This is a genomic window from Rhizobium sp. Root491, assembly GCF_001427205.1.
GTDB lineage: Bacteria > Pseudomonadota > Alphaproteobacteria > Rhizobiales > Rhizobiaceae > Agrobacterium > Agrobacterium tumefaciens.
Genome location: NZ_LMFF01000017.1, coordinates 495,923 through 518,823 on the forward strand (window position 1 = coordinate 495,923; position 22,901 = coordinate 518,823).

Consider the following 22,901-nt stretch of genomic DNA (forward strand, 5'->3'; position numbering starts at 1 on the left):
AACTGTGATTAGTTTTTCGCCTTTTGCTCAGCGAAGCCTGTTTATGCTCGCTGTGGGTGTTGCAATATTGACCGGAATGGTCGCCACTTCGCTGTGGCTGGTGCAGGTGAACAACCGGTACTCGCAAGAAACAGCCGAGTTGCGCCGTGTGCGGGCTGCCATTCTCGATATCCTGACGTCGATGCAGGACATTGAAACGGGGCAGAGGGGTTATCTGCTGACCAACAACATCGAGTATCTGAGCCCATATCAGGAGGCCTTGAGCCTGTTGCCGCAGAGGCAGTCCAGACTTCTCGAAGTGCTGAAGGACCAGAAGCAATACGAGCAGGATCTGACGGATCTCGGTAATGCCGTCGCCAACAAGCTGGCTGAAACCCAGGAAACCATCGATCTGCAAAAGGCAGGACGCATCACCGAGGCAGTCGAAGTCGTCCGTGAGAATGACGGCAAACGGTTCATGAGCGAAATCAGGGCGATCTTGTCGAAGCTGCAATCGCAGACCGACGATCGGCTCCGCATCATCGTCGGAGACCAACTTGGCGCCGCCAATACATTGCAATGGGTAACGCTCGGCGGCACGCTGGCGATCCTGCTTGTTGTCGGCGGTTCAATCTTTCTGGTTTTCACATATATCCGTGCGTTGAACCGGTCTCGGGAAGATGTTGACGAGTTAAATCGCCATCTGGAGGAGCGGGTTGAGGAAAGAACCCGTGATCTTCGCAGCGCCAATCAGGAAATTCAGCGCTTCGCCTATATCGTCACGCATGATTTGCGTGCGCCGCTCGTCAATATCATGGGGTTCCTCTCCGAATTCGATACGTCCCTGAAGCCGGTCACCGCATATGTGCTCGCAGACGGCAAAATGCCTTCCGACGACGTGGTTCGGGATGCCAGACTGGCTGTCGAGGAAGATCTTCCCGAGGCGATCAGTTTCATCCGCTCTTCGACACGCAAGATGGATCAGCTGATCAATGCGATCTTGAAGATATCGCGCGATGGTCAGCGAAAGCTGCAACCGGAAAAAGTCGACATAGAGACATTGCTGTCATCGCTCTCCGAGACGGTTCGTCACCAGATCAATGCCAATGGCGGCGAGATCAGTGTCGAGACATCAAAGCTGACAGTCGTGACGGATCGTATCTCTCTCGACCAAATCCTTGGCAATCTTTTCGACAATGCGGTGAAATACCAGATGCCGGGACGACCGCTGCGATTGACTGCCCGTGCTTATCCGTCCGGGCGGGGTGCCATCAGCATCGAAGTCAGCGACAACGGGCGTGGCATTGGCGAGCATGATCTGGAACGGGTGTTCGAACTCTTTCGCCGCGCCGGTGATCAGGATCAACCGGGGGAAGGCATCGGCCTTGCCCATGTTCGGTCGCTAATAAGAAGTTTAGGAGGAGACATTAAGGTGAGTTCCGAACTTGGCAAAGGCAGTACATTTACATTGCTGTTGCCGAGCGATCTCAGAAAAGTGACGAAAGAAGGCGAAAAATGAAGGCAACCGGTCAAGAGGTAACGATCATTATGATCGAGGATGACGAAGGTCATGCTCGGCTGATCGAGAAGAACGTACGTCGCGCAGGTGTGAATAACGAGATCATGCCCTTTACGCTCGGTGCAAAGGCACTCGACTACATCCTCGGTGAAAACCGCGATGGCGTTGTCAGCAAAGATCGATATCTTCTCGTTTTGCTCGATCTTAACCTCCCTGATATGTCGGGTATCCGAATTCTCGAGGAGATCAAGAGTAACGAATATACGCGCCGTTTGCCGGTGGTCGTTTTGACGACGACGGATGACGAAACCGAGATTCAGAAATGTTATGACCTTGGTGCAAATGTCTATATAACCAAGCCGGTCGACTACGAAGGCTTTGCGAGTGCGATAAAGAACCTCGGCCTGTTCTTCTCCGTAATTCAAGTACCTTGAAGGCATGATGGCATTGCGCGTTTTGTATGTTGATGATGATCCGGCTCTGGCGCGGCTTTCCAGCCGGATCCTCGGTCGTCACGGAATGGAGGTGGTCCATGCCGCATCCGTGGCGTCCGGGCTCAAGATGTTTCAAGACGAGCAGTTCGATATCGTCGTTCTGGACCATTACTTCCAGACATCGACGGGAATGGAGTTCCTTGCCGCGATTCAGTCCTTGCCGGGGCGGGTTCCCGTTCTTTATGTAACGGGATCGAACGAAGCCCAGATCGCGATCGACGCCCTCAAGGCGGGTGCCGCCGACTACGTCATAAAGAATGTCGGTGACGACTTTTTCCCGCTGTTGCTTACGGCTATCGATCAGTCGCTGGAAAACCATCGTCTGCGTCAGACGAAGGAAGAATCCGACCGGTTGCTGGTGAAGGCCAAGGAACATGCGGAAATGATGGTGAAGGAGATGAACCATCGGGTGGCCAACAGCCTCTCGCTGGTATCCGCGATGATTCGCCTGCAGATAAACACCATCAAGTCTGAGGAAGCCGAAGTCGCCTTGCTGGAAACCCAAAGCAGGATTTCGGCGATCGCCGGCGTTCACCGCAGCCTTTACAATACCGACAATATAGGTCTGGTATCGCTCAATTCGTACCTGACGTCGATCATCGATGGGTTGTTTCAGGCGGTTCCCGGCTCTTCGTCCATTACCGTTGAAACATCGCTTTGTGACATCAGCCTCAAGGCAGACCATGCCGTAGCTCTGGGTGTCATCATCACCGAGCTGCTGACCAACGCGCTGAAGTACGCTTATCCAGATCAATCCGGCACGGTTCGCGTCGGACTTTCGGAAGAAAATAGGCAATTTGTTCTCGTTGTCGAAGACGATGGTGTGGGTTCAAAGCCCGACGCATCTCCGCGTGGTACTGGCCTCGGAACAAAGCTGATTATGGCAATGGCTCAGAACATTGGTGCTCGCGTCGAGCAAACGCATACGCACCCGGAACAGGCCAAGGGAACGCGTTACACGATGATCTGGAGCGAGACGTAAACGCCGATAGCTTCGGTTTTTAAATATAATTCTAATTTAGTGATTTAATATAACTGGCGCCGCGCTTGGGCAGCTGGAACGTAAGCTTGCCTGGGAGTTGACAGGCATGCAACAGCTCAAGGCCCGGCGTCTGTATATACCGGGATGGTCAGGAAGCCGTCTGATGCGAATTGGCTTCAGGCACCTGTTCTGACGATGCCGTCAAAACCATCATCGTGCACGGGCACGCTTGGCAAGAAGAGCGGATGTCGCAGAAATGCGATCAGACTGTTCCTTTGCAAGACGTGCTTCCCGCAGCCGCAAGGTCTTGGCGTCGCGGGATTGCGTGATCGAATCAAGCTCGTCGAGCGCTTTGTCCTTTGCGAAGAACGGCGTCTGGATGTTGCTGAAGGCAACCTCGGCCTTCTGGCGCGAGATACTGTATTTTTCTGTCATGGGTGTTCCGGTGGTAAGGCTCGGCATGCGAGCGGAAAACAAAAGGCCAGGCAATTTGCCTGGCCTTGATTGGTTCGGGGTGCTTCCGGCAGTGCCAGTACATCCGTGGTCAAAGGGAAGCAAAACCCGTTAGGCAGCCTGCAGATTGCAGGCCGACATTTTGCCGGACTTGTTGTCGCGTTCCAGGTCGAAGCCGATCTTCTGGCCTTCGACGAGTTCGCGCATACCAGCCCGCTCAACGGCGGAGATATGAACGAAGGCATCTGTGCCGCCGTTGTCAGGCTGAATGAAGCCGAAGCCTTTAGTGGAATTAAACCATTTAACTGTGCCAGTGGTCATGATGAACCCTTTCATAGCGATAGAGGACCCACAGCACTGAGAAGCGCTGCGAACATTGATAGCGATTTTGAAAGGAAAGGTTCGTTCAGAACGCGGTGCCAATCGCGCAACAAGCAAAGCTAAGCAAGCAAATTCGATGGTTCGTTATAGCGTGCTTGCACGGTTGCGTCAACTATTAGTTTTTCTAATTTTGCGTCTCGACAAAAAGTTGTGCTTGGCCATCCCTTTTACTCGCTCTGCATTGTTTTTAGCGGGAAGGTCTTCACGCAGTATCGCCGTGCAGGCGGATCCCGCACAGACGTTTTGCCAGACTCTTTTATTGGGGCTCATGCCGCAGTTCAAGGTCTCCCGCTTCTGACACGAGACGTAGGCCGATATCGATCCTGTTTCCCAACCGTGACATTGATCGCTCCTGAACAGGAAAGCTGACAAATACGGTATCGAGACAATGGTATGTTGTAGGCCCCCGCAAATAGCTGCAAGGGCCATGCGACATCAGATGAGGTCGCGTTTGTAGCGCTCATCCCACTTCCGGGTTTTGACGAGGCTGCCATTTTCGAGTGCCGAAAGTTCTCCTGTCAGGTAGAAATTTTCCCTGTCGGAGCGCATCTCGGTGCGGCTCTCTATCTTGATGCGCCACCCATCCCGGCCAATTTCATATGTCTGGGTGAGGACGTATTTCGCGGAGAGGGGATCTCCGTCGCGAATGGTCAATTCACGCCGCAGACTATGGCTGAGTTCGGTGTCGATGTCGTCAAACCGCAACACGCCCTCGCCGAACAACCCGCCCACGCCTTCCGTGACATAGGTGTTGATACCCGTCTCATGGTCCTGTTCGGTCCAGCGGCGGACCGTGCCGGGATCTACCTGCGTCATGGGTGTCGATGGGCCGTGGGCAGGGGCCTCGAAACGCACAGGCTTGTCGTCACCGGTGGCACGCACGGGCAGGTCAAGCGCGCTTTCTGCAACGGAAACGCTGATCGTCGCATCGTAAGGCGATGTCCATACCATCGGCCAGTAGGCCGTGGCGATGGCGAGTTGCAGCCGGTGCCCTTTGGCAAAACGATAACCGCAATCATTGAGCTTGATTGCGACATCGTAAAATTTGCCGGGTTCCAATGCTTCCGGATTTTCGTGGCTATCGCGGTGGGTCAGGTTGAAAACCTGATAACTGACACGTGTGACACGGCCATCCGGCAGGACGTCGTTGAGGCGCAGTGAAATCTGCGCGACAGGGCAATCTGCGGCAATACGCAGACGCGCTACCGGCGCACCGAGAATATCGAAATCCTCTTCCATCAAGGCGGTTTCGAAAACGAGCGCGCCACCGTTGTCGAGCCGCTGATCGGTTGGATGTTCGCCGGGGCATCCGGTCGCCATCCATTCCCCGCCCGCCTTGCCGTGGCTTTGCGGCGAACGAATGCTGAGAATTGCCGGTTCGCTTGCCGTATCGCGCAGTTCCTTCGCTGCACCGGGGTAAAGCGAGCGGGTTGCAATTTCAGGCGAAGGCCATGTTGCTTCCCCCACCCAGCGGCCTTGCGTCGTCGTGCGCGTACCGGTCGGTTCGATCGTGTCGCTGACGAAGGCGCGCAGCATCGGCTCGTCCATGACGCCGGTGTCCTTGCCTTTCAGCCAATGGTCCCACCAGCGCGTTGCTTCCTGCAGGAAGCCAATTGCGGGACCGGGAACACCATCTTGGGGGTAGATATGGCCCCACGGACCGATGATGCCGCGGCGCGGGACCTGAAGGTTCTCCAGAAGCCGCGGGACGGCATTGGTATAGCTGTCCGCCCATGCGCCGATGGCAAGGACCGGGCATTCAATTGCGCTCCAGTCTTCGCAGACCGAGCCGTGTTTCCAGTAATCGTCGTAACGTTGGTGTTCCAGCCAGAGTGCGGGAAAGAAGGGGAGCTTCTCCAGGCGCTCGATCCAGCTGTCGCGCCACGTGTCACCGACGATCTCTGGATCGAGCGGACGGCTCTGATAAGCAAGCATGATGGTGCCCCACCACAGATTGTCGTTCAGCAGCAGGCCGCCCATGTAGTGAATGTCGTCGGTATAACGGTTGTCGGTCGAATAGGCGGTGATGACAGCTTTCAGTGCCGGCGGACGGCGGGCGGCGACCTGCAGGCCGTTGAAGCCGCCCCAGCTCTTACCCATCATGCCGACATTGCCGCTGCACCACGGCTGGCGGGAAATCCAGTCGATCACCTCGAGTGCGTCGTCCTGTTCCTGCTTCAGATATTCGTCCGCCATGTGGCCATCGGATTCGCCTGTGCCACGCATGTCCACGCGAATTGCGGCATATCCCTGGCTGGCAAAATAGCCGTGCATCGGCTCGTCGCGCCCGCGGGTTCCGTCTCGCTTGCGATAGGGAATATACTCGAGAATGGCGGGAACCGGCGATTGTTCCGCGCCCTCCGGCAGCCAAAGGCGAGCACCAAGGCGTACGCCATCGCTCATGGGAATCCAGATATGTTCTTCAACACGTATTGTCATTTGGGGTATTCCAGTCGGGTCATTTGAAGCGGGCATCGCTTTGCCGGGAGACAACAATGAAAGAATGCGAGGCGGTTCCCATCAAAGAGTGAACCGCCCCGCAGATCATGCGGCGGGGAGGCCACGTTTTGCCAGCACGCCATCCAGCCAGTCGCGCCGCAGTTCGGGGACGGAGGTGATGAGCTGTTCGGTATAGGGTTGGTAAGGAGGTGCAAAAACCTCCTTGGTCGTGCCGGTTTCGACAATGCGGCCATGCTGCATCACCATCGTCCTGTCGGCGAGCCGGCGAACGACGCCGAGGTCATGGGTGATGAACAGATAGGAGACGCCCAGTTCATCCTGCAACGACCGCAACAGTCTGAGAATTTCTTCTGCCACGAGAGGATCAAGTGCCGATGTCACCTCGTCGCAGATGATAAGATCGGGTCTTGCGGCAAGTGCGCGTGCGATACACACGCGCTGCTTCTGCCCCCCGGAAAGCGCTTTTGGCAGGCGCTCTGCAAACTCCCGGGGCAGACCGATCAGGTCCAGCAACCGGTTCACCTCGGAGGCGCGCTCATCTTCATTCATTCCGAAATAGAACGACATGGGACGGCCGATGATCTCGCCGACGGTGTGGCGTGGATTGAGCGCCACATCCGGAAGCTGGTAAACGAGCTGGATACGGCGAAGATCTTCGCGCGAACGCCTGGAGTACTTGTCCGCAAGCCGGTGTCCAGCCAGCGAAATGACTCCGGAGGATTGCGGCGGCAACCCGGCAATAACCCTGGCCAAAGTGGATTTTCCCGAACCGGATTCACCCACGACTGCCAGTGTTTCGCCCTTTCGGATTTCGCAGTGAACGTTGTCCAGCACCTTCTTGCGACCGTAGTAGGCGGTGACGCCACGCGCTTCCAGCAGGATTTCACCACCCCTGTTCTGGACGGATTCGCCGGACATGCTGGCTTGGCGTTCGGATACAAGGCGGCGCGTATAGTCTTCCTGCGGGTGCTCCAGGATATCCTCGGCAGAACCGGCTTCTACCTTTTTGCCATGGCGCAAGACCATGATGCTGTCAGCAATCTGCGCGACGACGGCAAGGTCATGCGTGATGTAGAGGGCGGCGGTATTGTAGCGCTGGATGAGGCTGCGGAGCAGGGCCAGAACCTCTATCTGCGTGGTGACATCGAGTGCCGTTGTGGGTTCGTCCAGCACGAGTATGTCAGGGCGGCATGACATCGCCATGGCCACCATCGCGCGCTGTAACTGCCCACCGGAGACCTGATGCGGGTAACGGTCGCCGAAATTCTGATAATCGGGAAGTTGCAGCGCTTGCAGCAGTTCCAGCATCCAGGCTTCGGCTTCCCGCCGGTTCATGACGCCGTGGTAAAGCGGCCCCTCGATAATCTGTTCGCCAATCTTCATGGCAGGGTTGAACGCCGCAGCTGCACTTTGCGCCACATAAGCGATGCGCGCACCGCGCGCCGCCTCACGACCGGCGCGATCCACCGTCATCAGCGAAACGCCATTCACGACGATTTCTCCACCAACGATTCGGCAACCGTTTCGGCCATATCCCATGGCGGCAAGCCCGATGGTGGATTTACCGGCGCCGGATTCACCGATCAGCCCTTTGACCTCACCGCGCTTGAGATCCAGATCGATACCATCAACCAGAATTGCTCCATTCGGTGCAGCAACTTTCAGGCCGCGAATTTGCAAGACCTCATTGTTACTCATCGGTCTGCTCCCTGAATTGCGCTGCGGCCAGCCAGCAGCCAGTCCACGACGAGATTGACGCCGATGGTGAGAACGGCGATGGCAGCGGCCGGATAAAGCGGTGCGTAGAGGCCATAAAGAATGGCCTGCTGGTTGTCCTTCACCATGCCGCCCCAGTCTGCGAAAGGCGGCTGAACGCCAAGCCCGAGAAAGGACAGACCGGCCACGAACAGAAAGGTGAAGCAGAAACGCAAGCCGAATTCCGCAATGAGCGGCGGCAGGGCATTGGGCAGTATCTCCCTGAACACCAGCCAGATCAGGCCTTCTCCGCGCAGGCGCGCGGTCTCGGCATATTCCAGCACATTCACGCCCTGGGCGACAATGCGCGCCAGACGGAAGACGCGGGTGGAATCCAGAAGCGCAATGGTCACTATCAGCACGGGGATGGACGAGCCTAGCGCCTGCAGCACGACAAGAGCCGAGATCAGCACTGGAATACACATGACAGTGTCGACGATGCGCGAGAGAACCATATCGAGCCAGCCGCCGAAGATAGCCGCGATGAAACCAAGCGTGATGCCGATTGTGAAGGAGAGCAGGGACGCCGCCAGCGAAACGCCGATGGAGATTTGCGCACCGGCCAAAAGGCGCGACAGCATATCGCGTCCGTTCTGATCAAGGCCAAACCAGTGCATTGCCGAAGGCGGATCGAAAGGCGAACCGACGATCTCCTCCTGCCCGAAAGGCGCGATATGCGGACCGGCTGCGAACAGGACGATGTTGACCGAAATGATGAAAAGACCGACCCATGCGGTTGGGGTGATGGTGCGGAGCATTTTCATCGGGGATGCCTCAGGCGCGGGTTAAGCGCAATTGCCGACACATCGGCAATGATGTTTAGAATGACGTAGGTTGCGCCGAAAACGAGGGCTGCCGCCTGTACCAGTGGAAGGTCCCGCTTCGAAACGGCATCGACCATGAAACGGCCAAGGCCGTTATAGTTGAACACGGCCTCTACCAGCACCACACCGGTGATGAGATAGGCGATGTTGAACGATACGACGTTGACGATCGGGGCCGCGGCGTTGGGAAGCGCGTGGCGGAGAACCACGCGTTTGGTCCGCAATCCCTTGAGATAGGCTGTTTCGACATAGGCCTGATCCATCACCGCAAGAACGGCGGTACGGGTCATGCGCAGCATCTGCGCCACAGTAACCAGAACCAGCGTCAGAGCAGGAAGCGTGGTGGCTTTCAGCCAATCCGCAAAGCCCATGCCCGGATAAGTGTCAGCAAGGCTCGGCAAAAGATTGTACTGCACGGACACGAAAAGGATCAGCAACAGGCCCAGAAAATATTCCGGAAGGGAAACAAAGCCCAGCGCAACGATGTTGACAGCCCGATCGAACAGGCTGCCGCGCCAGATGGCACTGAACAGACCCAGAAGTACGGCAACCGGAACGGACACGACGGCGGCATACAGCGCCAGCGCCATGGTGTTCCAGAACCGCGGCCATAGGAGAGCTGCGACAGGCTGGTGGTTTGCCAGCGAATTTCCAAGGTCGCCGGTTACGAAACCGCCGAGCCAGGAAAGATAACGTTGCAGAAGGGGCTGCTCCAGACCGAGATCGGCGCGCAGCACGGCGAGAGATTCAGGCGTCGCATTCTGTCCGAGTATTGCCGACGCCACATCTCCGGGAAGAAGCTGAGTGCCGGCGAAAATAAGCGCCGACACCAGCAGAAGCGTCAAAATACCCAAAGCAATGCGCTTCAGGATAAGCTTAGTCATTATGCGTCCAACCAGACCTTTTCAGCGAGACGGGCACCCATGAAGTTGAACATCGGATGCGTGGTCACGCCCTTCAGTTTCTTGGATGTCGCATCCAGATAATCTCCGAACATCGGGATCATGGCGCCGCCCTCATTGGAGATGAGCGCCTGAAGCTCGGCATAGATTTCCTTGCGCTTAGCATCATCGAGAAGTGCACGCGCCTCGATGAGTTTCCTGTCGAAGTTTTCGTTCTTCCAGTGCGTATCATTTTGCGCCGAGGTGGACTGGTAAGCGATGGTCAGCATCTGGTCTGCTGTCGGGCGTCCGCCCCAGTATGACATGCAGAATGGAGCTTTCATCCAGACGTTGTCCCAGTAGCCATCGGCGGGTTCGCGCTTGATAGAAACATCGATGCCGCCCTTGGCCGCACTCGTGCGGAAAATCGCCGCTGCATCCACAGCGCCGGAGAAGGCGGCGTCGGAAGCGGAAATCTCTACCTTGAGCGTATCGAGGCCAGCCTGCTTCAGATAAAACTTCGCCTTCTCGGGGTCGTAGGGACGCTGCGCCAGATCCGCGGCATAAAAGCGGTCAGAACTCGGGATCGGATGATCGTTCCCGATGCGGCCGTAGCCACGCAGCGCGGTTTTCAAAAGCTGCTCGCGGTCGATGGCGTGCTTGATGGCAAGGCGGATATTGTTGTCCTTGTATGGCGCCTGCGTGCAATCCATCAGGAATGTGAAGTGCTGGCCGCCAGCCGATTGGACGATGTTGAGGTTGGGGTTACGGCGCAGCAGGTCTACTGTCTTGAAGTCGAGCTGGTTGATCGCATGGACCTGACCCGACATCATGGCATTGGTGCGTGCGGCGATATCGTTGATGACGATGACTTCCACGGCGTCAACGTGAGCGGCATTCGGCTTCCAGTAATTCGGATTACGGGTAAAGCGCGAACGAACGCCCGGATCGTAGCTTTCGAACACGAATGGCCCGGTGCCGACAGGTTTGCTGAAATCCGTCCAGCCTTCGGGCACAACGAGGAAATGGTAGTCGGACAAGATGTAAGGAAGGTCGGCATTGCCGCTTTCGAGGACGATCTTGACCTCGGTGTCGGAAAGCTTGTCGACGCTCTTGAGCGCAGACGCGACCGAGCGTGCCGCAGAGGTGGTTTCGCCACGGTGTAGGTTGATGGAGTAGATGACGTCTTCCACCGTCAGGGTCTTGCCGTTGTGGAAGGTGACACCCTGACGCAGCTTGAAGACCCACTCCACGGCGCCGGGCTGCGCTTCCCAGCTTTCGAACAATTCAGGCACAGCGTGATTGCTGGCATCGATCTCGACAAGGCCGTTCATGATCATGAAGGCCTGATTGACCGGCACCCAGTCTTTCAGGATGCGGGGATCGAGGTTATCCGTGGTGCTGCCGCCGCCGATACCCAATTTCAAAACGCCACCCTTCCTCGGTGTGTCCGCGCCTTGCGCACTGGCGTCTGTAATGAAACCGGCAGAAAGCGCCGCGAGGCTGGCCGCGCCGGCAAGAAAATGCCGCCGGTCGAGCGAGAAGGAAAAGGGGGAGGATGTCATGTTTGGGTTCCCTGTTTTTTATCGGGGCCGGACGAGGCGCGGCTGGCAGTGGCGTATCGTACTCGACGGTTCGGCACTAGATACCGATGCGCGCAGGGGGGTATGATTTTTGCGCATGGGGTCATGAAATCTGAGCGCATCCGGTTATCTGCGAAGCGGAGTAAAGGGATGCGCCGGAGCGGGTCCGGTGTAGCAGGCGCTCGCCGGGCGGGCGTGTTTATGGAGTGGATACAATGGGGCTAGCGGATCTTGTCGGCCTTGCAGGAGCGTTTTTTTATCTCTTAGCCTATGCCCTGTTGCAGCTACGACTTCTGACGATAGAAGACTGGCGCTACACTCTCTTAAACGTTCTGGGTGGCGTGTTTCTGATCTACTCGCTGATATGGAATTTCAACCTCGGCTCGCTGATTTCACAGGTCGCCTGGCTGCTGTTCACCATCATCGGCTACGCGCGGTTCCTCCTGGACCGGCGCCGCAAAACACCTCCTGCGCAGGCATGACGGGTTTCAGCGCGCGGTTTTATGGTTGTCTGCAATCAGCCAATCGGACACCTCGCGCACAATTTTACGCTGGTGGCGATCTGCCGGTCGCATCAGGTAAAATTTGCCTTCCGAACGCATGGCATGGGAATGCACAGGAACGAGCGCTCCGCTATCCAGTTGGTCGCGGATGAGCCAGGTCCACCCAAGCGTTGCACCAAGCCCCTGCGATGCCGCCGCGACGCAGAGGCCATAGTCTCCGAGTTTCCACTGGATTGCATCCTGTGGCGGCAACAGGTGTGACGAGCGCCACCAGTCGCTCCAATCCTGCCATTCCCGCATCGAATCTTCGATGGAGATCAAAACCGGTGCCCTCTGCTCCATAAGATTGGTCATGCCGCGGGCAGAAACGGGGACGACCTCCTCCTGACCGAGTTCCGATAGCCAGACGCCAATCGGTCTTTCCTTGCGATAGAAAATAGCGAGGTCGAATTCATCCAGACGCAGATGCGCCACATCGTCAGTTACCCGCACCCGCAATTCGATGCCGGGAATATCGCGTTTCAGTTTCTGCAGGCGAGGCATGAACCATTGATCCGCAATCCCGCGAGAGCAGGCGATGGTGATCTGGCTGGCGCCGGTCCACGAGCGGACGCCGTCCGTGACACTTGCGATATCGAGGATCAGCCGCGATATATCGATCGAGTAGTTTTCGCCGATGGTCGTCAGTCGCACGCCTGTCGGCACGCGCTCGAAAAGCTTGGAGCCAATGAACGCTTCCAGCTTGCCGATCTGCCGGCTGACGGCGCTCTGCGTCAGGCCCAGCTCGTTGCCCGCGCGGGAGAAGCTGCCCAAACGGGACGCTGCCTCAAAAACAACAAGCGCCTCCAGCGGCGGCAATCTAAAAGACGGTTGCATTCAGGTTCCCAAAAACAGAGTTTGCGATCCGATACACCGCCGCCGCAAACTCTTCAATTTTTTTGGGATTCCATGCTGCGCTCAGGCTTTGCCACTAGCGCCTTTCTGTTACCCAAGACTAGGGCTGACGGTCCGGCATTATCAGCCAGAACAATTGCACGAGGTCGCGCCAGGTTCGAGCCAGATCCTCGGCCGTCGATGTCAGCTCCCTGTAAATATAGATGCCCGCAAGCGTGAGAACGGCTGCAATCGTTAGAACGGCCAACAGCACCCAAGGCCAGATGAGGCGTTTGCTTTTTGGCTTTGGTTCGGGCTTTGTGTCCAGATTGGGGTTCAATCACCGTCTCCTCATTCGCTTGAGGACTATGACGAAAACCGCAGGACTGCAACCGGAGGGGATACATCGCGCCCCTTCAACCCACTGGCACATAAAAGAATAACAGGTCTGCATTGACTGGGGCGGGGCAGTGGGCCGCGCCGCCTTGACGCCGCTTCACCCTTTCGCAGTGATCGGAACGCGAAGCCGGCATCTGCCACAATTGTGGAGTTTTTGCCACGAAAACATCAAGATTCATTCAGCCACAGTTCACCGGCAAGGGCGCTAAATTCCTCCATCCCGGAAGGAGGGAGATGAAATGCGTAAGATGATTTTAAGCGCTGGAATAATTCTCGGTGCCCTGTTCGGCAGTGGCGCGAACGCGATGCCTGTCGGTCAACCGGCCGCACCCCTGGCATCCAACGTTCAAAGTGTGGACTATGCTTGCGGACGCGGCTTTCATCTATCGCCGCGCGGATATTGCCGGCCCAATGGACCGCCGAGATATGAGCGCGGCTGGGACAGACGTGATCGTTGGGAAGCCCGCAGGGAGTGGCGTGAACGTCAGGCCCGCAGAGAATGGCGCGAGCGCAGAGATTGGCGCGAACATCGCGAATGGCGAGACCGTCGCGACTATCGATGGTAATGAAAACAGGCCCTCTCCGAACCGGGAGGGCCTTTTCCGTCTGGGTGCGTCTTGAGTTTTTAGCGACGATCTTCAACGCATAGATTGATCGGTTTGCGCCAATTGCCGTCATAAATCATTTGGGCCGAACTCTTCCCAAATGATCCAAGGTTTTGACGCGTTTGCCGGGAGTGCCACAGAACTGATCGGTGGAAGTTCGACCTTTACTATCTTCCATCATAATGGGGGCAATGAACCAAAAAGGTTCGGTCATCCCATAGCCCGTTATTCTAGCTTCCCGGTGCTGCGGCTGATCCTGCAAGAATGCCGCCATCGATGTTCAGTTCGGCCCCAGTCATATAAGTTGCCTCGTCAGATGCGAGCAGGACTGCGAGTGCGGCTACCTCCGCGGCCCTGCCAAAGCGTTGCATGGGCGTTTCTTTGACCAGCGCGGCTTCACGATCTTTGCGATCCGGGCCATTTCCCAACATCGGCTCCCACATCGGTGTCATCACGGCTGCAGGGTGAATTGAATTGCACCGGATGTTCAGGCCCTGACCGGCGCAATATAGGGCCACGCTCTTGGTGTGGTTGCGGACGGCGGCCTTGGATGAGGCGTAGGCCGCTGCCATTGGAATTCCGACAAGCCCTGAGCGTGAGGAAATGTTGATAATCGACCCCGCACCATTTGCTCGCATGGCGCGGATTGCATAACGGCAGCCCAGAAAAGTGCCATCCAGGTTGACCGCATGGACCTTGTGCCAATCAGCAAGTTGGGCATTTTCTGGATCATGGGCTGGCGGGGCCCCTTCGAACGGTCCTTCAAAGCCTGTTATTCCCGCATTGTTGACGACGACGTCCATCTTGGGAAATTGACTGGCAATTTTCGCCCAGTCTGCCTCGCATGCGACGTCGAGACGGACAAACCTCCCGCCGATTGAGCCTGCGGTCAACAAGCCGCCATCCACGTCTATATCGGTAACGATGACCTGTGCCCCCTCGTCAGCGAACGCTTGGGCGATAGCCGCACCAATTCCTCGCGCCGCGCCGGTCACGAGTGCGGTCTTTCCAGAAAGTCTGGGCATGAATGTTCCTTTGATGCAAATGCTGAGCCAGCCAACGCGTCGTTTTGAAAAGACTGCGCTGTCATCGACGCAAGTCCGGATTATCGGCGATCTTTGTCCATGGTTATAAACTCCTCATCAGCATCCTTTATTTACCCACCACCGTCTTGTCGGTCAAGAAATGCACCGTACTAGTCCGCCGGTGGCTTCAATGGACGAACTCCACCGGCGCGCATAAGCCCGCCGGCATCTGTCATGCGTAGATACTCCAGTCACGTTTCGACAAACAGCTTTTCGATCGCGAAATCGATGAAAGCGCGCAGCCGCGGCGCCATGAAGCGGGCTGATGGCCAGACAATTGAAAACTGGCCTGGTGCGGCGAGATGTTCGTTCAGGACCGTCTCGAGCAGGCCATCCCTGATGGCGTCCGTCGCCAGGAATTCAGGCATGTAAGCGAGCCCCATCCCGTCAATCGCCGCCGCCCGTATCGCCTCCATATTACCGCAGGTAAGGGCGATACGCATGCTCGACAGGGGGTTGTCGCCGTTTTCCAGCAGCCATTCCTGAAACCTGCCGGAGGTCGGAAAGCGGAAGCGCAATGCTTCATGCTCTGGCAAATGGCTGGGGTGCCGGGGCGTGCCCATTCGTTGAAAATAGTCCGGCGACGCGCATAAAATGAAGCGGAATGGACCAAGACGCCGCGCTATCAGGCTGGAATCATCAAGCTCGCCACTGCGGATTGCAGCATCGAAGCCGCCCTCGATCAGATCGACGCGCCTGTCGTTAAAGTCGAGTTCGAGATCGATATCGGGATAACGCCGGCGAAATTCAGGCACGATCGGCAGCAGAAAGCGGTATCCGATTGTCGGAAGCGTCACGCGCAGACTGCCGCGGGGCAGGGCCAGATTGTCCGTTACTGCTTCATGTGCGTCGCGCAGATCGGTCAGGATGGACCGATACCGCTCAAACAGCATTGCCCCTTCATTGGTCAGGGAGACCTGCCGGGTGGTGCGATTGAACAGCCGTACGCCCAGAGATGCCTCCAGTCGGGCAACGCTCTTTCCGACAGCAGAAGGTGAGAGCCCCAGGCTCTGCCCGGCCTTGGCAAAATTCAGCCTTTCGGCAACCCGGACGAAGGCATCGATCTCGCTCAACTTATCCATTGTCACTGATTAGAGAATTTTGATCCGCAATGAAAGGCCCATGAGGCTGATTGTCGAATTCATGTCGTCTGATGAGGATGGATGCCGATACGCGACCTTGGTGTCGCGATCCCATTTCACGATTGGAGTTCGCATGAACGATGCCCCTCATAGAGCCTCAGCCAGCCGGAATTCGGTATTGGTGGCGGTGTGTCTTGCCGCCTTGACCCTTCCTTTGAACTTCTCCGCCGGTGCGGTTGCCACGCCGGCGATCGGGCAGGACCTCGGGGGATCGTCTGCATCCCTCACCTGGATCACCAATGCCTTCATGCTGGCTTTCGGAAGTCTTCTGATGGCGGCAGGCGCGCTTGCAGATCGATATGGCAGAAGGCGGGTGTTCTTGATCGGCCTTGCGCTGTTTACCGGCTTCTCCTTTGCGCTTGGATTTGCGCCTTCGGTGTGGATCATCGATCTGCTGCGTGCCGGTCAAGGCGTGGGCGCCGCCGCTGCCCTGGCCGGAGGGACGGCCGCACTTGCGCAGGAATTCGACGGCCACGCTAGGACGCGCGCCTTTGGGTTGCTTGGAACGACCTTCGGCGTCGGTCTTGCATCTGGTCCGCTGCTGACGGGATTTATGATCGAAACGGTCGGATGGCGGGCAATATTCCTTGCCGGCGGCCTGATCGGCCTCCTTGCCCTGATCCTCGGCCCGCCACGGATGCGTGAAACGAGGGATCCCAATGCGGCGGAACTCGACTGGCTGGGCGCTGCAAGCTTTACCCTAACACTCACCCTCTTCACCGTTGCGATGATCGAACTGCCTGTTCTCGGGTCTAACGGTATCATCGCTTTCAGCACAGGATTTGCATTTTCGCTTGCAGCCTTCGTCTTGATCGAAATGCGGGCGGCGAGACCGATGCTGGACTTATCGCTCTTCCGTTATCCGCGGTTCGTGGGGGTGCAGCTATTGCCAATCGCCACCTGCGCCTGTTTCGTTGTTCTTCTTGTTATCATTCCGTTGCGCCTCATCGGTATCGAGCAACAAGGAGCAATCGGGGCGGGGTTCATCATGTTGGGACTGTCGGCTCCGATGCTGGTGGTGCCTATAGTCGCGACGATGTTCGCGCGTCATGTTTCGCCGGGCATGCTCTGCGGCATCGGCCTGCTGATCTCCGCCTCTGGCCTCGTCTGGCTTGCCGGCTTCACGGCAGAGGATGGAGCCATGATCGTTCTGCCCATGCTCGTCATCGGGGTGGGCGCCGGCCTGCCATGGGGCCTGATGGATGGCTTGTCCGTTGGCGTCGTGCCGGTGGAGCGTGCGGGAATGGCGACCGGCATATTCAGTACCGTGCGGGTTGCCGGTGAGGGCATCGCGCTAGCAGTCGTCAGCGCCGCCCTGTCGGCATTGACCTCGGCATCCCTCGGACGGCTGGCGCCTTTGTCTACGCCCCTCTTGAATCAGACAGGTCAGCGTCTGGCAGTGGGCGACCTGGCGGGTGCAGCGGCAATATCGTCCCACATCGGGGACGACCTGTTGCGGGATGCCTATCAGACTGCGTTTTCGACACTTTGCTGGTGGCTTGCCGCGGTAACGGCGCTATGTGCCATCGCAGTCCTTCTCCTGCTGCCCAATAGTGCTGCGGTCGCCGACAAAGTAACGGCTCCGTAGATTATCGGGAACGAACACGGTGTTCCCGGTTGGGCATGGAGGAGGAGAGTCCAGTGATGCGGCCGAAGAACATTTGCGGGCATATCCTTTGATATGCTTCGCCGGCCCGCCTTCCGGGCGATGTCCTACTCATGTGCCGTTGTTCAATGAACTAGACTACGGGAGCAGGCAAGATCGCCTCTTTCACAGCCAGTTCTGCCATGGCGAGGGCGGCATCACGGGTTTTGGCGGCGGCAATAAACCGGCCGTTGTGGCAGAAACTCGCGCCTTCAATGCCACAAACGGCTTCCAGATCGCCATTTGTAAGGCCAGCCCATGCGGCAGGCAGGTCTGCCCGAAGTTCAAAGCCTTCATCCGCGCGACGGATACCGGTCAGACACCAGTCCTTGTCACGCGGGTGAACGACAAACAGTAGATTGTCGGCGCCCGCCTTCACAATGGCGGGCCGAAACGGCATACCCATCGGCAATTCCAGAATATGACCTTCACCGGCATCGACGATAGCCTGCATTACAAGCGCCTCGGCGCGCAGTTTCGCAGCGCTTTTGGCTATTTTCGCCTCGACGAAGCTGCGGGCAATGACGAGCGCCGCGTGGAAACTGCGATCATCGGCTTCGGGGTCGGTCTCGTCAAAAACAGGTTTCAGAGTTTCCAGCAGGACAGGAAGCGTCAGCGCAACCAGCGGCCCGGCGACGGAGGGGCTGACCGCACCATTGTCGACCAGATCGACCGGCAGCACAAAGCTGCCATCGAAAGAGGTATGGACGGTTTCGACATGTTCATCGGGGATGCCGAAGGCGGCAAGATAGTCCCGGCCGAAATGCTTCCAGATCAGTCCGAATGAACTATATGGCTGACCGTCATCCCTCAGCGGCGCGCCGCGCTGATGGTGATCGAATATCCTGCTTGTCGCGTCATAGGCGCCGCCGACATCGTAGATGATGCGGTCCACGCCGGGGGTGATCCATTCCGGCGCCCGGCTGCGGACGATGCGGGCCTGCGGGAAAAGTCGGGTCAGGATGACGCTGGACAGCAGTTCGTCGGCATGGAAGCCACCGGAATGGGTGACGAGAAAATCCGGGATCATGTCAGGATAAGCCTTGTTGCTTGCGGGAGGTCCGCCTGGAATTGAGGCACCTGATACCCTTTGCCCGACGCCATCTCAACCCGTCATTCGCCGCTTCTGTATCATATTGCCGGTTCGGGACTGTCTCCACTCGTAGCGGAAGGTAACGCCGCTCCCCTTATCGCCTTCCTGCACTACGTTGGTTTCCGCGTTTCGTATGTACTGGGGTATTGCAGTCGGGGAGGAGCGGCATTTGCCTCTTCGTCAGGCGGCATCCAGAGAGAGGGTCAGGTCGGCGACCAGATCGTCGGGATGTTCGATGCCGATTGACAGCCGGATCGTGGAATCAAGCACACCAATGCGCTGGCGGACGTCGGCCGGAACACCCGAATGCGTCATCGTTGCAGGATGGGAGGCGAGAGATTCCGTACCGCCAAGGCTGACCGCGAGTTTGAATATCGTGAGAGCGTTGAGGAATTTGAAAGACGCTGCCTGCCCGCCCGCAATGTCAAACGAGAAGGTCGATCCCGCACCGGTGCATTGATCTGCAAACACCTTGCCAACCGGGGACGCCGGATCGTGAAACGGCAGATAATGGATTTTCTCGACCTTTGGATGCGCCTTCAGGAATTCGGCCACCACCTCGGCATTGCTGTTTGCCCGCTCCATGCGGATTTGTAGCGTCTCAAGCGAGCGCCCGAGCATCCAGCACGAATGCGGGTCGAGCTGCGTGCCGATCGCTCCGCGTAATGCCTTCACCTGCTTCATGACATCCTTGCGACCGAGCGCTGCTCCGGCAATGAGGTCGGAGTGCCCGCCAACGTATTTTGTCAGTGAATAGAGCGAGATATCGGCACCGTGCTCGATTGGCCGCTGGAACACCGGACCGAGGAGTGTGTTGTCGCATGCGATGATTGGCCTGTGTCCCTGCTTCTGGCCGATCACGTCGGCAACGCGGCTGATCATGGGGATATAGACAATACTGTTTGTCGGGTTGGCGGGGGTCTCGATGAGGATGACGGACACCCTGCCTTTCGCCATCGCAGCCTCTGCGGCGGATATTACCGAGGCCTCGCTGACACCGTCGGCGAAACCCACCGCCGAAACGCCGAAATTGTGGAAGGTCTTTGCCAGCAGCGTCTCAGTGCCGCCGTACAAAGGCTGGGAATGGAGTACGGTGTCGCCGGGCCGGACGAAGGCGAAAAGCGTCGTCGAAATGGCGGACATGCCGGACGAGAAGAGCGCACAACTCTCGGTGCGTTCGTAAACGGCAAGGCGGTCCTCGACGATCTCGCTATTGGGATGGTTGAAACGCGAATAGACGAGGCCTGCACCTCTGCCTGCGGGCGGCTCCTTGCGGCCGGAGACATAGTCGAAGAAGTCGCGACCGTCCTCCGCCGACTTGAAGACGAAGGTCGAGGTCAGAAACACAGGCGGCTTCACCGCTCCTTCCGACAATTCCGGATCGTAGCCGTAATTGAGCATCTGGGTTTCAGGATGGAGAGCGTGGTTGCCGATATGGGTTTTAGACGGATGCGGTGCAGTCATTTGCGGAAGGTCCTCCTCAACAGACGTTGAACTGTCCGCAGCTTACATCCAATCAAGTCAAAATACCTTGCATTCTGAAGCGTGGATATGTCTGATGAAGCAATACATTGCGGAGAATTGTGCTTTATGTCGCAAAAAATTGCAGATCCGATCGACCGGCGGATAGTCAAGGAGCTGTCTGCCGACGCAAGGATCACCAACAACGAACTTGCCGAGCGAGTCGGCCTGTCGGCATCTGCATGTCTGCGGAGGCTGCGACGGCTGGAAGAGACGGGGGTGATCAAAGGTTATTCCGCGATCGTTGATCCGGCAATCGAGGGATGGACGATGACCGCGCTTGCATCCATCCGCCTCAGTCGCCAGCACGATGACGAAATCCAGATGTTCGAGGCGGCCGTTCTGGACTGGGATGAGGTTCTGGAATGTCACCTCGTCACGGGTTCGAGGGACTACATGCTCAAGGTCATGTGCGGTGGGCTCGAGGACTACGAGCGCTTCATCAAGGAGAAGATCGCGAAGCTGAAATGCGTCGACACCATCGAGACCAGCTTTGTAATGAACACGATCAAGGCGCGGCGCATCTAAGCTTTGCTAGAAGCTCCGCGCCCGGTGTGTTCAAGCTCCGAGAACCGGAGCTTGAACCGTTTGGAGGTGCGATCGGACGACTTACTCGGCCGTCGCCTGGATATCGACCTTGTCGAGAAGAAGCATCGGGTTTTCAGACGCTGCAACCAGATCAAAAAGACCAAGGCCATTTGGTCCAGTGGAGCGGGCGGTAACCGTAAGAGTACCTGGGTTGTTGATGAAGCGAAGTAACGCGTCCACCGCACTCTTGAGTTTGGGCTGTTCAGCTGCGATCTGCTGCAACCCCGCGCTTGCCACGAGTGTCAGAACACCGCGCACTTGATCCTCGGTCATGTCGTTTTGCAGAGCATACAGCTTGATAGCCTTGGCCATCATACCTTCGTCCTTGATCGTCAGCTTTACCTCGCGACCCGCGAGCCCCAGGAGGGCGGCCTGAGTACGATGGGTGTCGAAGGAGAAGAACTCCTCCGTGAACCCGCTCGCCAGACCGGAAAAATTGACGCTGCCAATATCCTTGCCGCGCATGGAGATTTCCCGGATCACCAGGTTCTTGTTCGGTTCATCCCAGCCGGCGGCAAGGGCATAAGACAGGGCGAGTGCCTCGAAACCCAGTTTGCGGGCTTCAACAAAAACTTCCTCGGTCGAATCTTCCGGGATCGGAAGAGAAAGGTCATCCTGCCTGATCACGATATCTGTGGGTATGCCGTTGAATGGCTTTGTCAGACCCATCTCGAAATTCCTGAGCGTGAACTTGATGCGCTCAGGCACGCCCTCCGTCTTTTCACCAGTCTCGTCGTCTGTCTGTTCCGGGGCGGCGACATCAACATTGATGCCTCCGACGCGGACGGTGCCCAGTTCCGGTATCAGGTGATTAAACGGGAAAGTCTCGATCTGCTTGTCGTCAAGCCCGACGATTTTAGAGAGACTCTCGATTGTGGAACTCCAGTCAAAGCCCTTGAGGCTTGCCTCGGCGACTTCGATCGTGTCGACGCCATTTCCGATCGACATGCCATTCAGGCCGAAGTCGAGCTTACGGCTGTCCATCTGCATATCGATACGATCAATGCCGACCTTGACCCTTTTGCCGGCAGCCCCTTCGCTTTCATCAGGCGCGTCGGCCTTGAACCCGAGCAACTGCATGTTGCTCTTGCCAATCATATCGAGAATGGACAGGGCCTTGGCGAAAATTGCCTGGCGTTCCTGAGGTGAAAGCTCGTCGGTATTTTTGGTCGCCGAAAGCGCGTTCATCGTTTCCAGAAGCGGCTCGGCCGGCATGCGGGCGCTGAAGCCGTCGCTGCGTATTTCATCGTAGGTGAAATGACCGTCTCCGTCCGAGAACGAGATTTTGCTGACGGAGAGCGGGCCATAGAGAAGCTTTGCGTCCTTATCTTCGGGACCCGCTTTTTCCGTATAGAGCCTTGCGAGGTAAGCGGCATCGAAGTCCTGTCCGGCTACGGCGCCGGTCGATACGACCAAGTGCTTCTTTTTCATCGCGCCAGTGCTGTCCGGTAGATCCATCTGGATGTCGTAGCTGGCGTTGTCGATGGAATATCGGGCGACCCGGCCTTTGGCGATGTCCGAGAAGGCTACGTTCTTATAAACAGTCTTCTGCTCGGTGGTGGCGATGGACTGCGTGAATGTCATCTCAGGCGTGGAAATACGCTCTGCTGCAAAGCGCTCTATGCGCTTAGGCAGAGAGTTGGCATTTCCGTCTCCGGATACTTCAGCCGCATCCGGTTTCGTGAACGCGGCATTCTCGACACGCGCATGCGCCATCGAGATCTTGCCGGTTGGCACATCAACATTGATGTCGTTCAGCTCCAGTGCGCCATCCAGGAAAGGAAATTTTGGACGTCCATCGATAGCGGCAATCCGGATGTTCTTGCCATCGGCAAGCGGCAAGGCCAGTTCGCGAATATGAATCTGCCCGAGGAAATCAACCTCAACGGAACGGGCAGTTGCGCCAGTGCGAGCAACGAGTTCGCTGACCTTTGCTTCGTAGAAGGCCTTACCCCCGATGACGCCTGCAGCAGCAACAGCAATAATCGCAACCGCCGCCCATAAAGCTTTGGTCCGGCCCTTACCGGTTTGGGTATTTACCTGTTCCACGAAATTGGTCCTCTCCGACGCGATTTGAAACTGCACGCCTTTTAAGCACGCGAAAGTTGCTCCGCAAGTGGGCGCTAGCGGGACAGT

Annotated in this window: 21 protein-coding genes and 1 pseudogene; 8 read left to right on the plus strand and 14 right to left on the minus strand. The window is 57.3% G+C overall.

Annotated features, from left to right (window positions below; translation table 11 throughout):
* The first annotated feature begins 43 nt into the window (after positions 1 to 43).
* From ASD46_RS22380 to ASD46_RS22390, 3 genes are read left to right on the plus strand one after another with little or no spacing between them, the layout of a single operon-like run.
* Complete coding sequence (locus ASD46_RS22380; RefSeq protein WP_060642698.1) at positions 44 to 1,498, plus strand: sensor histidine kinase; 1,455 nt, start codon at positions 44 to 46, stop codon at positions 1,496 to 1,498.
* Positions 1,495 to 1,932, plus strand: a complete 438-nt coding sequence (locus tag ASD46_RS22385; protein WP_003517744.1) for a response regulator — start codon at positions 1,495 to 1,497, stop codon at positions 1,930 to 1,932. Before ASD46_RS22380 ends, ASD46_RS22385 begins: the two co-directional genes overlap by 4 nt.
* Before the next feature lie 4 nt (positions 1,933 to 1,936).
* Positions 1,937 to 2,974: a sensor histidine kinase gene (locus ASD46_RS22390; RefSeq protein WP_060642699.1), complete on the plus strand. Its 1,038-nt coding sequence runs from the start codon at positions 1,937 to 1,939 to the stop codon at positions 2,972 to 2,974.
* Between the two features lie 210 nt (positions 2,975 to 3,184).
* Here ASD46_RS22390 and ASD46_RS22395 read toward each other — a convergent pair whose 3' ends face one another.
* Positions 3,185 to 3,409, minus strand: a complete 225-nt coding sequence (locus ASD46_RS22395; protein ID WP_003517740.1) for a hypothetical protein — start codon at positions 3,407 to 3,409, stop codon at positions 3,185 to 3,187.
* A gap of 129 nt (positions 3,410 to 3,538) precedes the next feature.
* On the minus strand, positions 3,539 to 3,748 hold the full coding sequence (locus tag ASD46_RS22400; RefSeq protein WP_003517737.1) for a cold-shock protein: 210 nt from the start codon (positions 3,746 to 3,748) through the stop codon (positions 3,539 to 3,541).
* Positions 3,749 to 3,971: 223 nt separating this feature from the next.
* Between ASD46_RS22400 and ASD46_RS27850 the strand changes: the two are divergent.
* Positions 3,972 to 4,177, plus strand: a pseudogene (locus tag ASD46_RS27850) (type II toxin-antitoxin system VapC family toxin); the annotation flags it as partial.
* A 66-nt stretch (positions 4,178 to 4,243) separates the two neighbouring features.
* Here the strand turns inward: ASD46_RS27850 and ASD46_RS22410 are convergent.
* From ASD46_RS22410 to ASD46_RS22430, 5 genes are all read right to left on the minus strand, one after another.
* Positions 4,244 to 6,247, minus strand: coding sequence for a CocE/NonD family hydrolase (locus ASD46_RS22410; protein WP_060642700.1), 2,004 nt, complete (start codon positions 6,245 to 6,247; stop codon positions 4,244 to 4,246).
* A gap of 105 nt (positions 6,248 to 6,352) precedes the next feature.
* Positions 6,353 to 7,966 carry an ABC transporter ATP-binding protein gene (locus tag ASD46_RS22415; protein WP_013761346.1) on the minus strand — a complete coding sequence of 538 codons (1,614 nt, stop codon included), beginning with the start codon at positions 7,964 to 7,966 and terminating at the stop codon, positions 6,353 to 6,355.
* The gene (locus ASD46_RS22420) at positions 7,963 to 8,787 is read right to left on the minus strand and encodes an ABC transporter permease (protein ID WP_019566413.1); all 825 of its coding nucleotides are present in this window, start codon (positions 8,785 to 8,787) and stop codon (positions 7,963 to 7,965) included. Before ASD46_RS22420 ends, ASD46_RS22415 begins: the two co-directional genes overlap by 4 nt.
* Positions 8,784 to 9,731 (minus strand): ABC transporter permease, encoded by a 948-nt coding sequence (locus ASD46_RS22425; protein WP_003517729.1) that lies wholly within the window; start codon positions 9,729 to 9,731, stop codon positions 8,784 to 8,786. Before ASD46_RS22425 ends, ASD46_RS22420 begins: the two co-directional genes overlap by 4 nt.
* A complete protein-coding gene (locus ASD46_RS22430; protein ID WP_060642701.1) occupies positions 9,731 to 11,293 on the minus strand; it encodes an ABC transporter substrate-binding protein in 1,563 nt (520 codons plus the stop codon). Before ASD46_RS22430 ends, ASD46_RS22425 begins: the two co-directional genes overlap by 1 nt.
* 233 nt (positions 11,294 to 11,526) lie before the next feature.
* Here ASD46_RS22430 and ASD46_RS22435 point away from each other — a divergent pair, with 233 nt between their 5' ends.
* Complete coding sequence (locus ASD46_RS22435; RefSeq protein WP_060642702.1) at positions 11,527 to 11,793, plus strand: CBU_0592 family membrane protein; 267 nt, start codon at positions 11,527 to 11,529, stop codon at positions 11,791 to 11,793.
* A gap of 6 nt (positions 11,794 to 11,799) precedes the next feature.
* Here ASD46_RS22435 and ASD46_RS22440 read toward each other — a convergent pair whose 3' ends face one another.
* Together ASD46_RS22440 and ASD46_RS22445 are read right to left on the minus strand one after the other, a co-directional pair.
* Positions 11,800 to 12,690 (minus strand): LysR substrate-binding domain-containing protein, encoded by an 891-nt coding sequence (locus ASD46_RS22440; RefSeq protein WP_013761341.1) that lies wholly within the window; start codon positions 12,688 to 12,690, stop codon positions 11,800 to 11,802.
* A 118-nt stretch (positions 12,691 to 12,808) separates the two neighbouring features.
* The gene (locus ASD46_RS22445) at positions 12,809 to 13,027 is read right to left on the minus strand and encodes a hypothetical protein (RefSeq protein ID WP_060642703.1); all 219 of its coding nucleotides are present in this window, start codon (positions 13,025 to 13,027) and stop codon (positions 12,809 to 12,811) included.
* A 298-nt stretch (positions 13,028 to 13,325) separates the two neighbouring features.
* Here ASD46_RS22445 and ASD46_RS27955 point away from each other — a divergent pair, with 298 nt between their 5' ends.
* Positions 13,326 to 13,652, plus strand: coding sequence for a GCG_CRPN prefix-to-repeats domain-containing protein (locus ASD46_RS27955; RefSeq protein ID WP_013761339.1), 327 nt, complete (start codon positions 13,326 to 13,328; stop codon positions 13,650 to 13,652).
* A gap of 269 nt (positions 13,653 to 13,921) precedes the next feature.
* Here ASD46_RS27955 and ASD46_RS22455 read toward each other — a convergent pair whose 3' ends face one another.
* Positions 13,922 to 14,716 carry an SDR family oxidoreductase gene (locus tag ASD46_RS22455; protein ID WP_060642704.1) on the minus strand — a complete coding sequence of 265 codons (795 nt, stop codon included), beginning with the start codon at positions 14,714 to 14,716 and terminating at the stop codon, positions 13,922 to 13,924.
* 251 nt (positions 14,717 to 14,967) lie between these two features.
* The gene (locus ASD46_RS22460) at positions 14,968 to 15,858 is read right to left on the minus strand and encodes a LysR family transcriptional regulator (protein ID WP_060642705.1); all 891 of its coding nucleotides are present in this window, start codon (positions 15,856 to 15,858) and stop codon (positions 14,968 to 14,970) included.
* Positions 15,859 to 15,991: 133 nt separating this feature from the next.
* On the opposite strand from ASD46_RS22460, the gene ASD46_RS22465 reads away from it, so the two are divergent.
* A complete protein-coding gene (locus ASD46_RS22465) occupies positions 15,992 to 17,506 on the plus strand; it encodes an MFS transporter (RefSeq protein WP_323455143.1) in 1,515 nt (504 codons plus the stop codon).
* Between the two features lie 151 nt (positions 17,507 to 17,657).
* On the opposite strand, the gene ASD46_RS22470 is transcribed toward ASD46_RS22465, so the two are convergent.
* On the minus strand, positions 17,658 to 18,593 hold the full coding sequence (locus ASD46_RS22470; RefSeq protein ID WP_060642706.1) for an MYG1 family protein: 936 nt from the start codon (positions 18,591 to 18,593) through the stop codon (positions 17,658 to 17,660).
* A 243-nt stretch (positions 18,594 to 18,836) separates the two neighbouring features.
* Positions 18,837 to 20,120: a cystathionine gamma-synthase family protein gene (locus tag ASD46_RS22475; RefSeq protein ID WP_060642707.1), complete on the minus strand. Its 1,284-nt coding sequence runs from the start codon at positions 20,118 to 20,120 to the stop codon at positions 18,837 to 18,839.
* Between the two features lie 126 nt (positions 20,121 to 20,246).
* On the opposite strand from ASD46_RS22475, the gene ASD46_RS22480 reads away from it, so the two are divergent.
* Positions 20,247 to 20,705: an Lrp/AsnC family transcriptional regulator gene (locus tag ASD46_RS22480; RefSeq protein WP_013761333.1), complete on the plus strand. Its 459-nt coding sequence runs from the start codon at positions 20,247 to 20,249 to the stop codon at positions 20,703 to 20,705.
* A gap of 81 nt (positions 20,706 to 20,786) precedes the next feature.
* Here ASD46_RS22480 and ASD46_RS22485 read toward each other — a convergent pair whose 3' ends face one another.
* On the minus strand, positions 20,787 to 22,814 hold the full coding sequence (locus tag ASD46_RS22485; protein WP_060642708.1) for a hypothetical protein: 2,028 nt from the start codon (positions 22,812 to 22,814) through the stop codon (positions 20,787 to 20,789).
* Between the last annotated feature and the right edge of the window lie 87 nt (positions 22,815 to 22,901).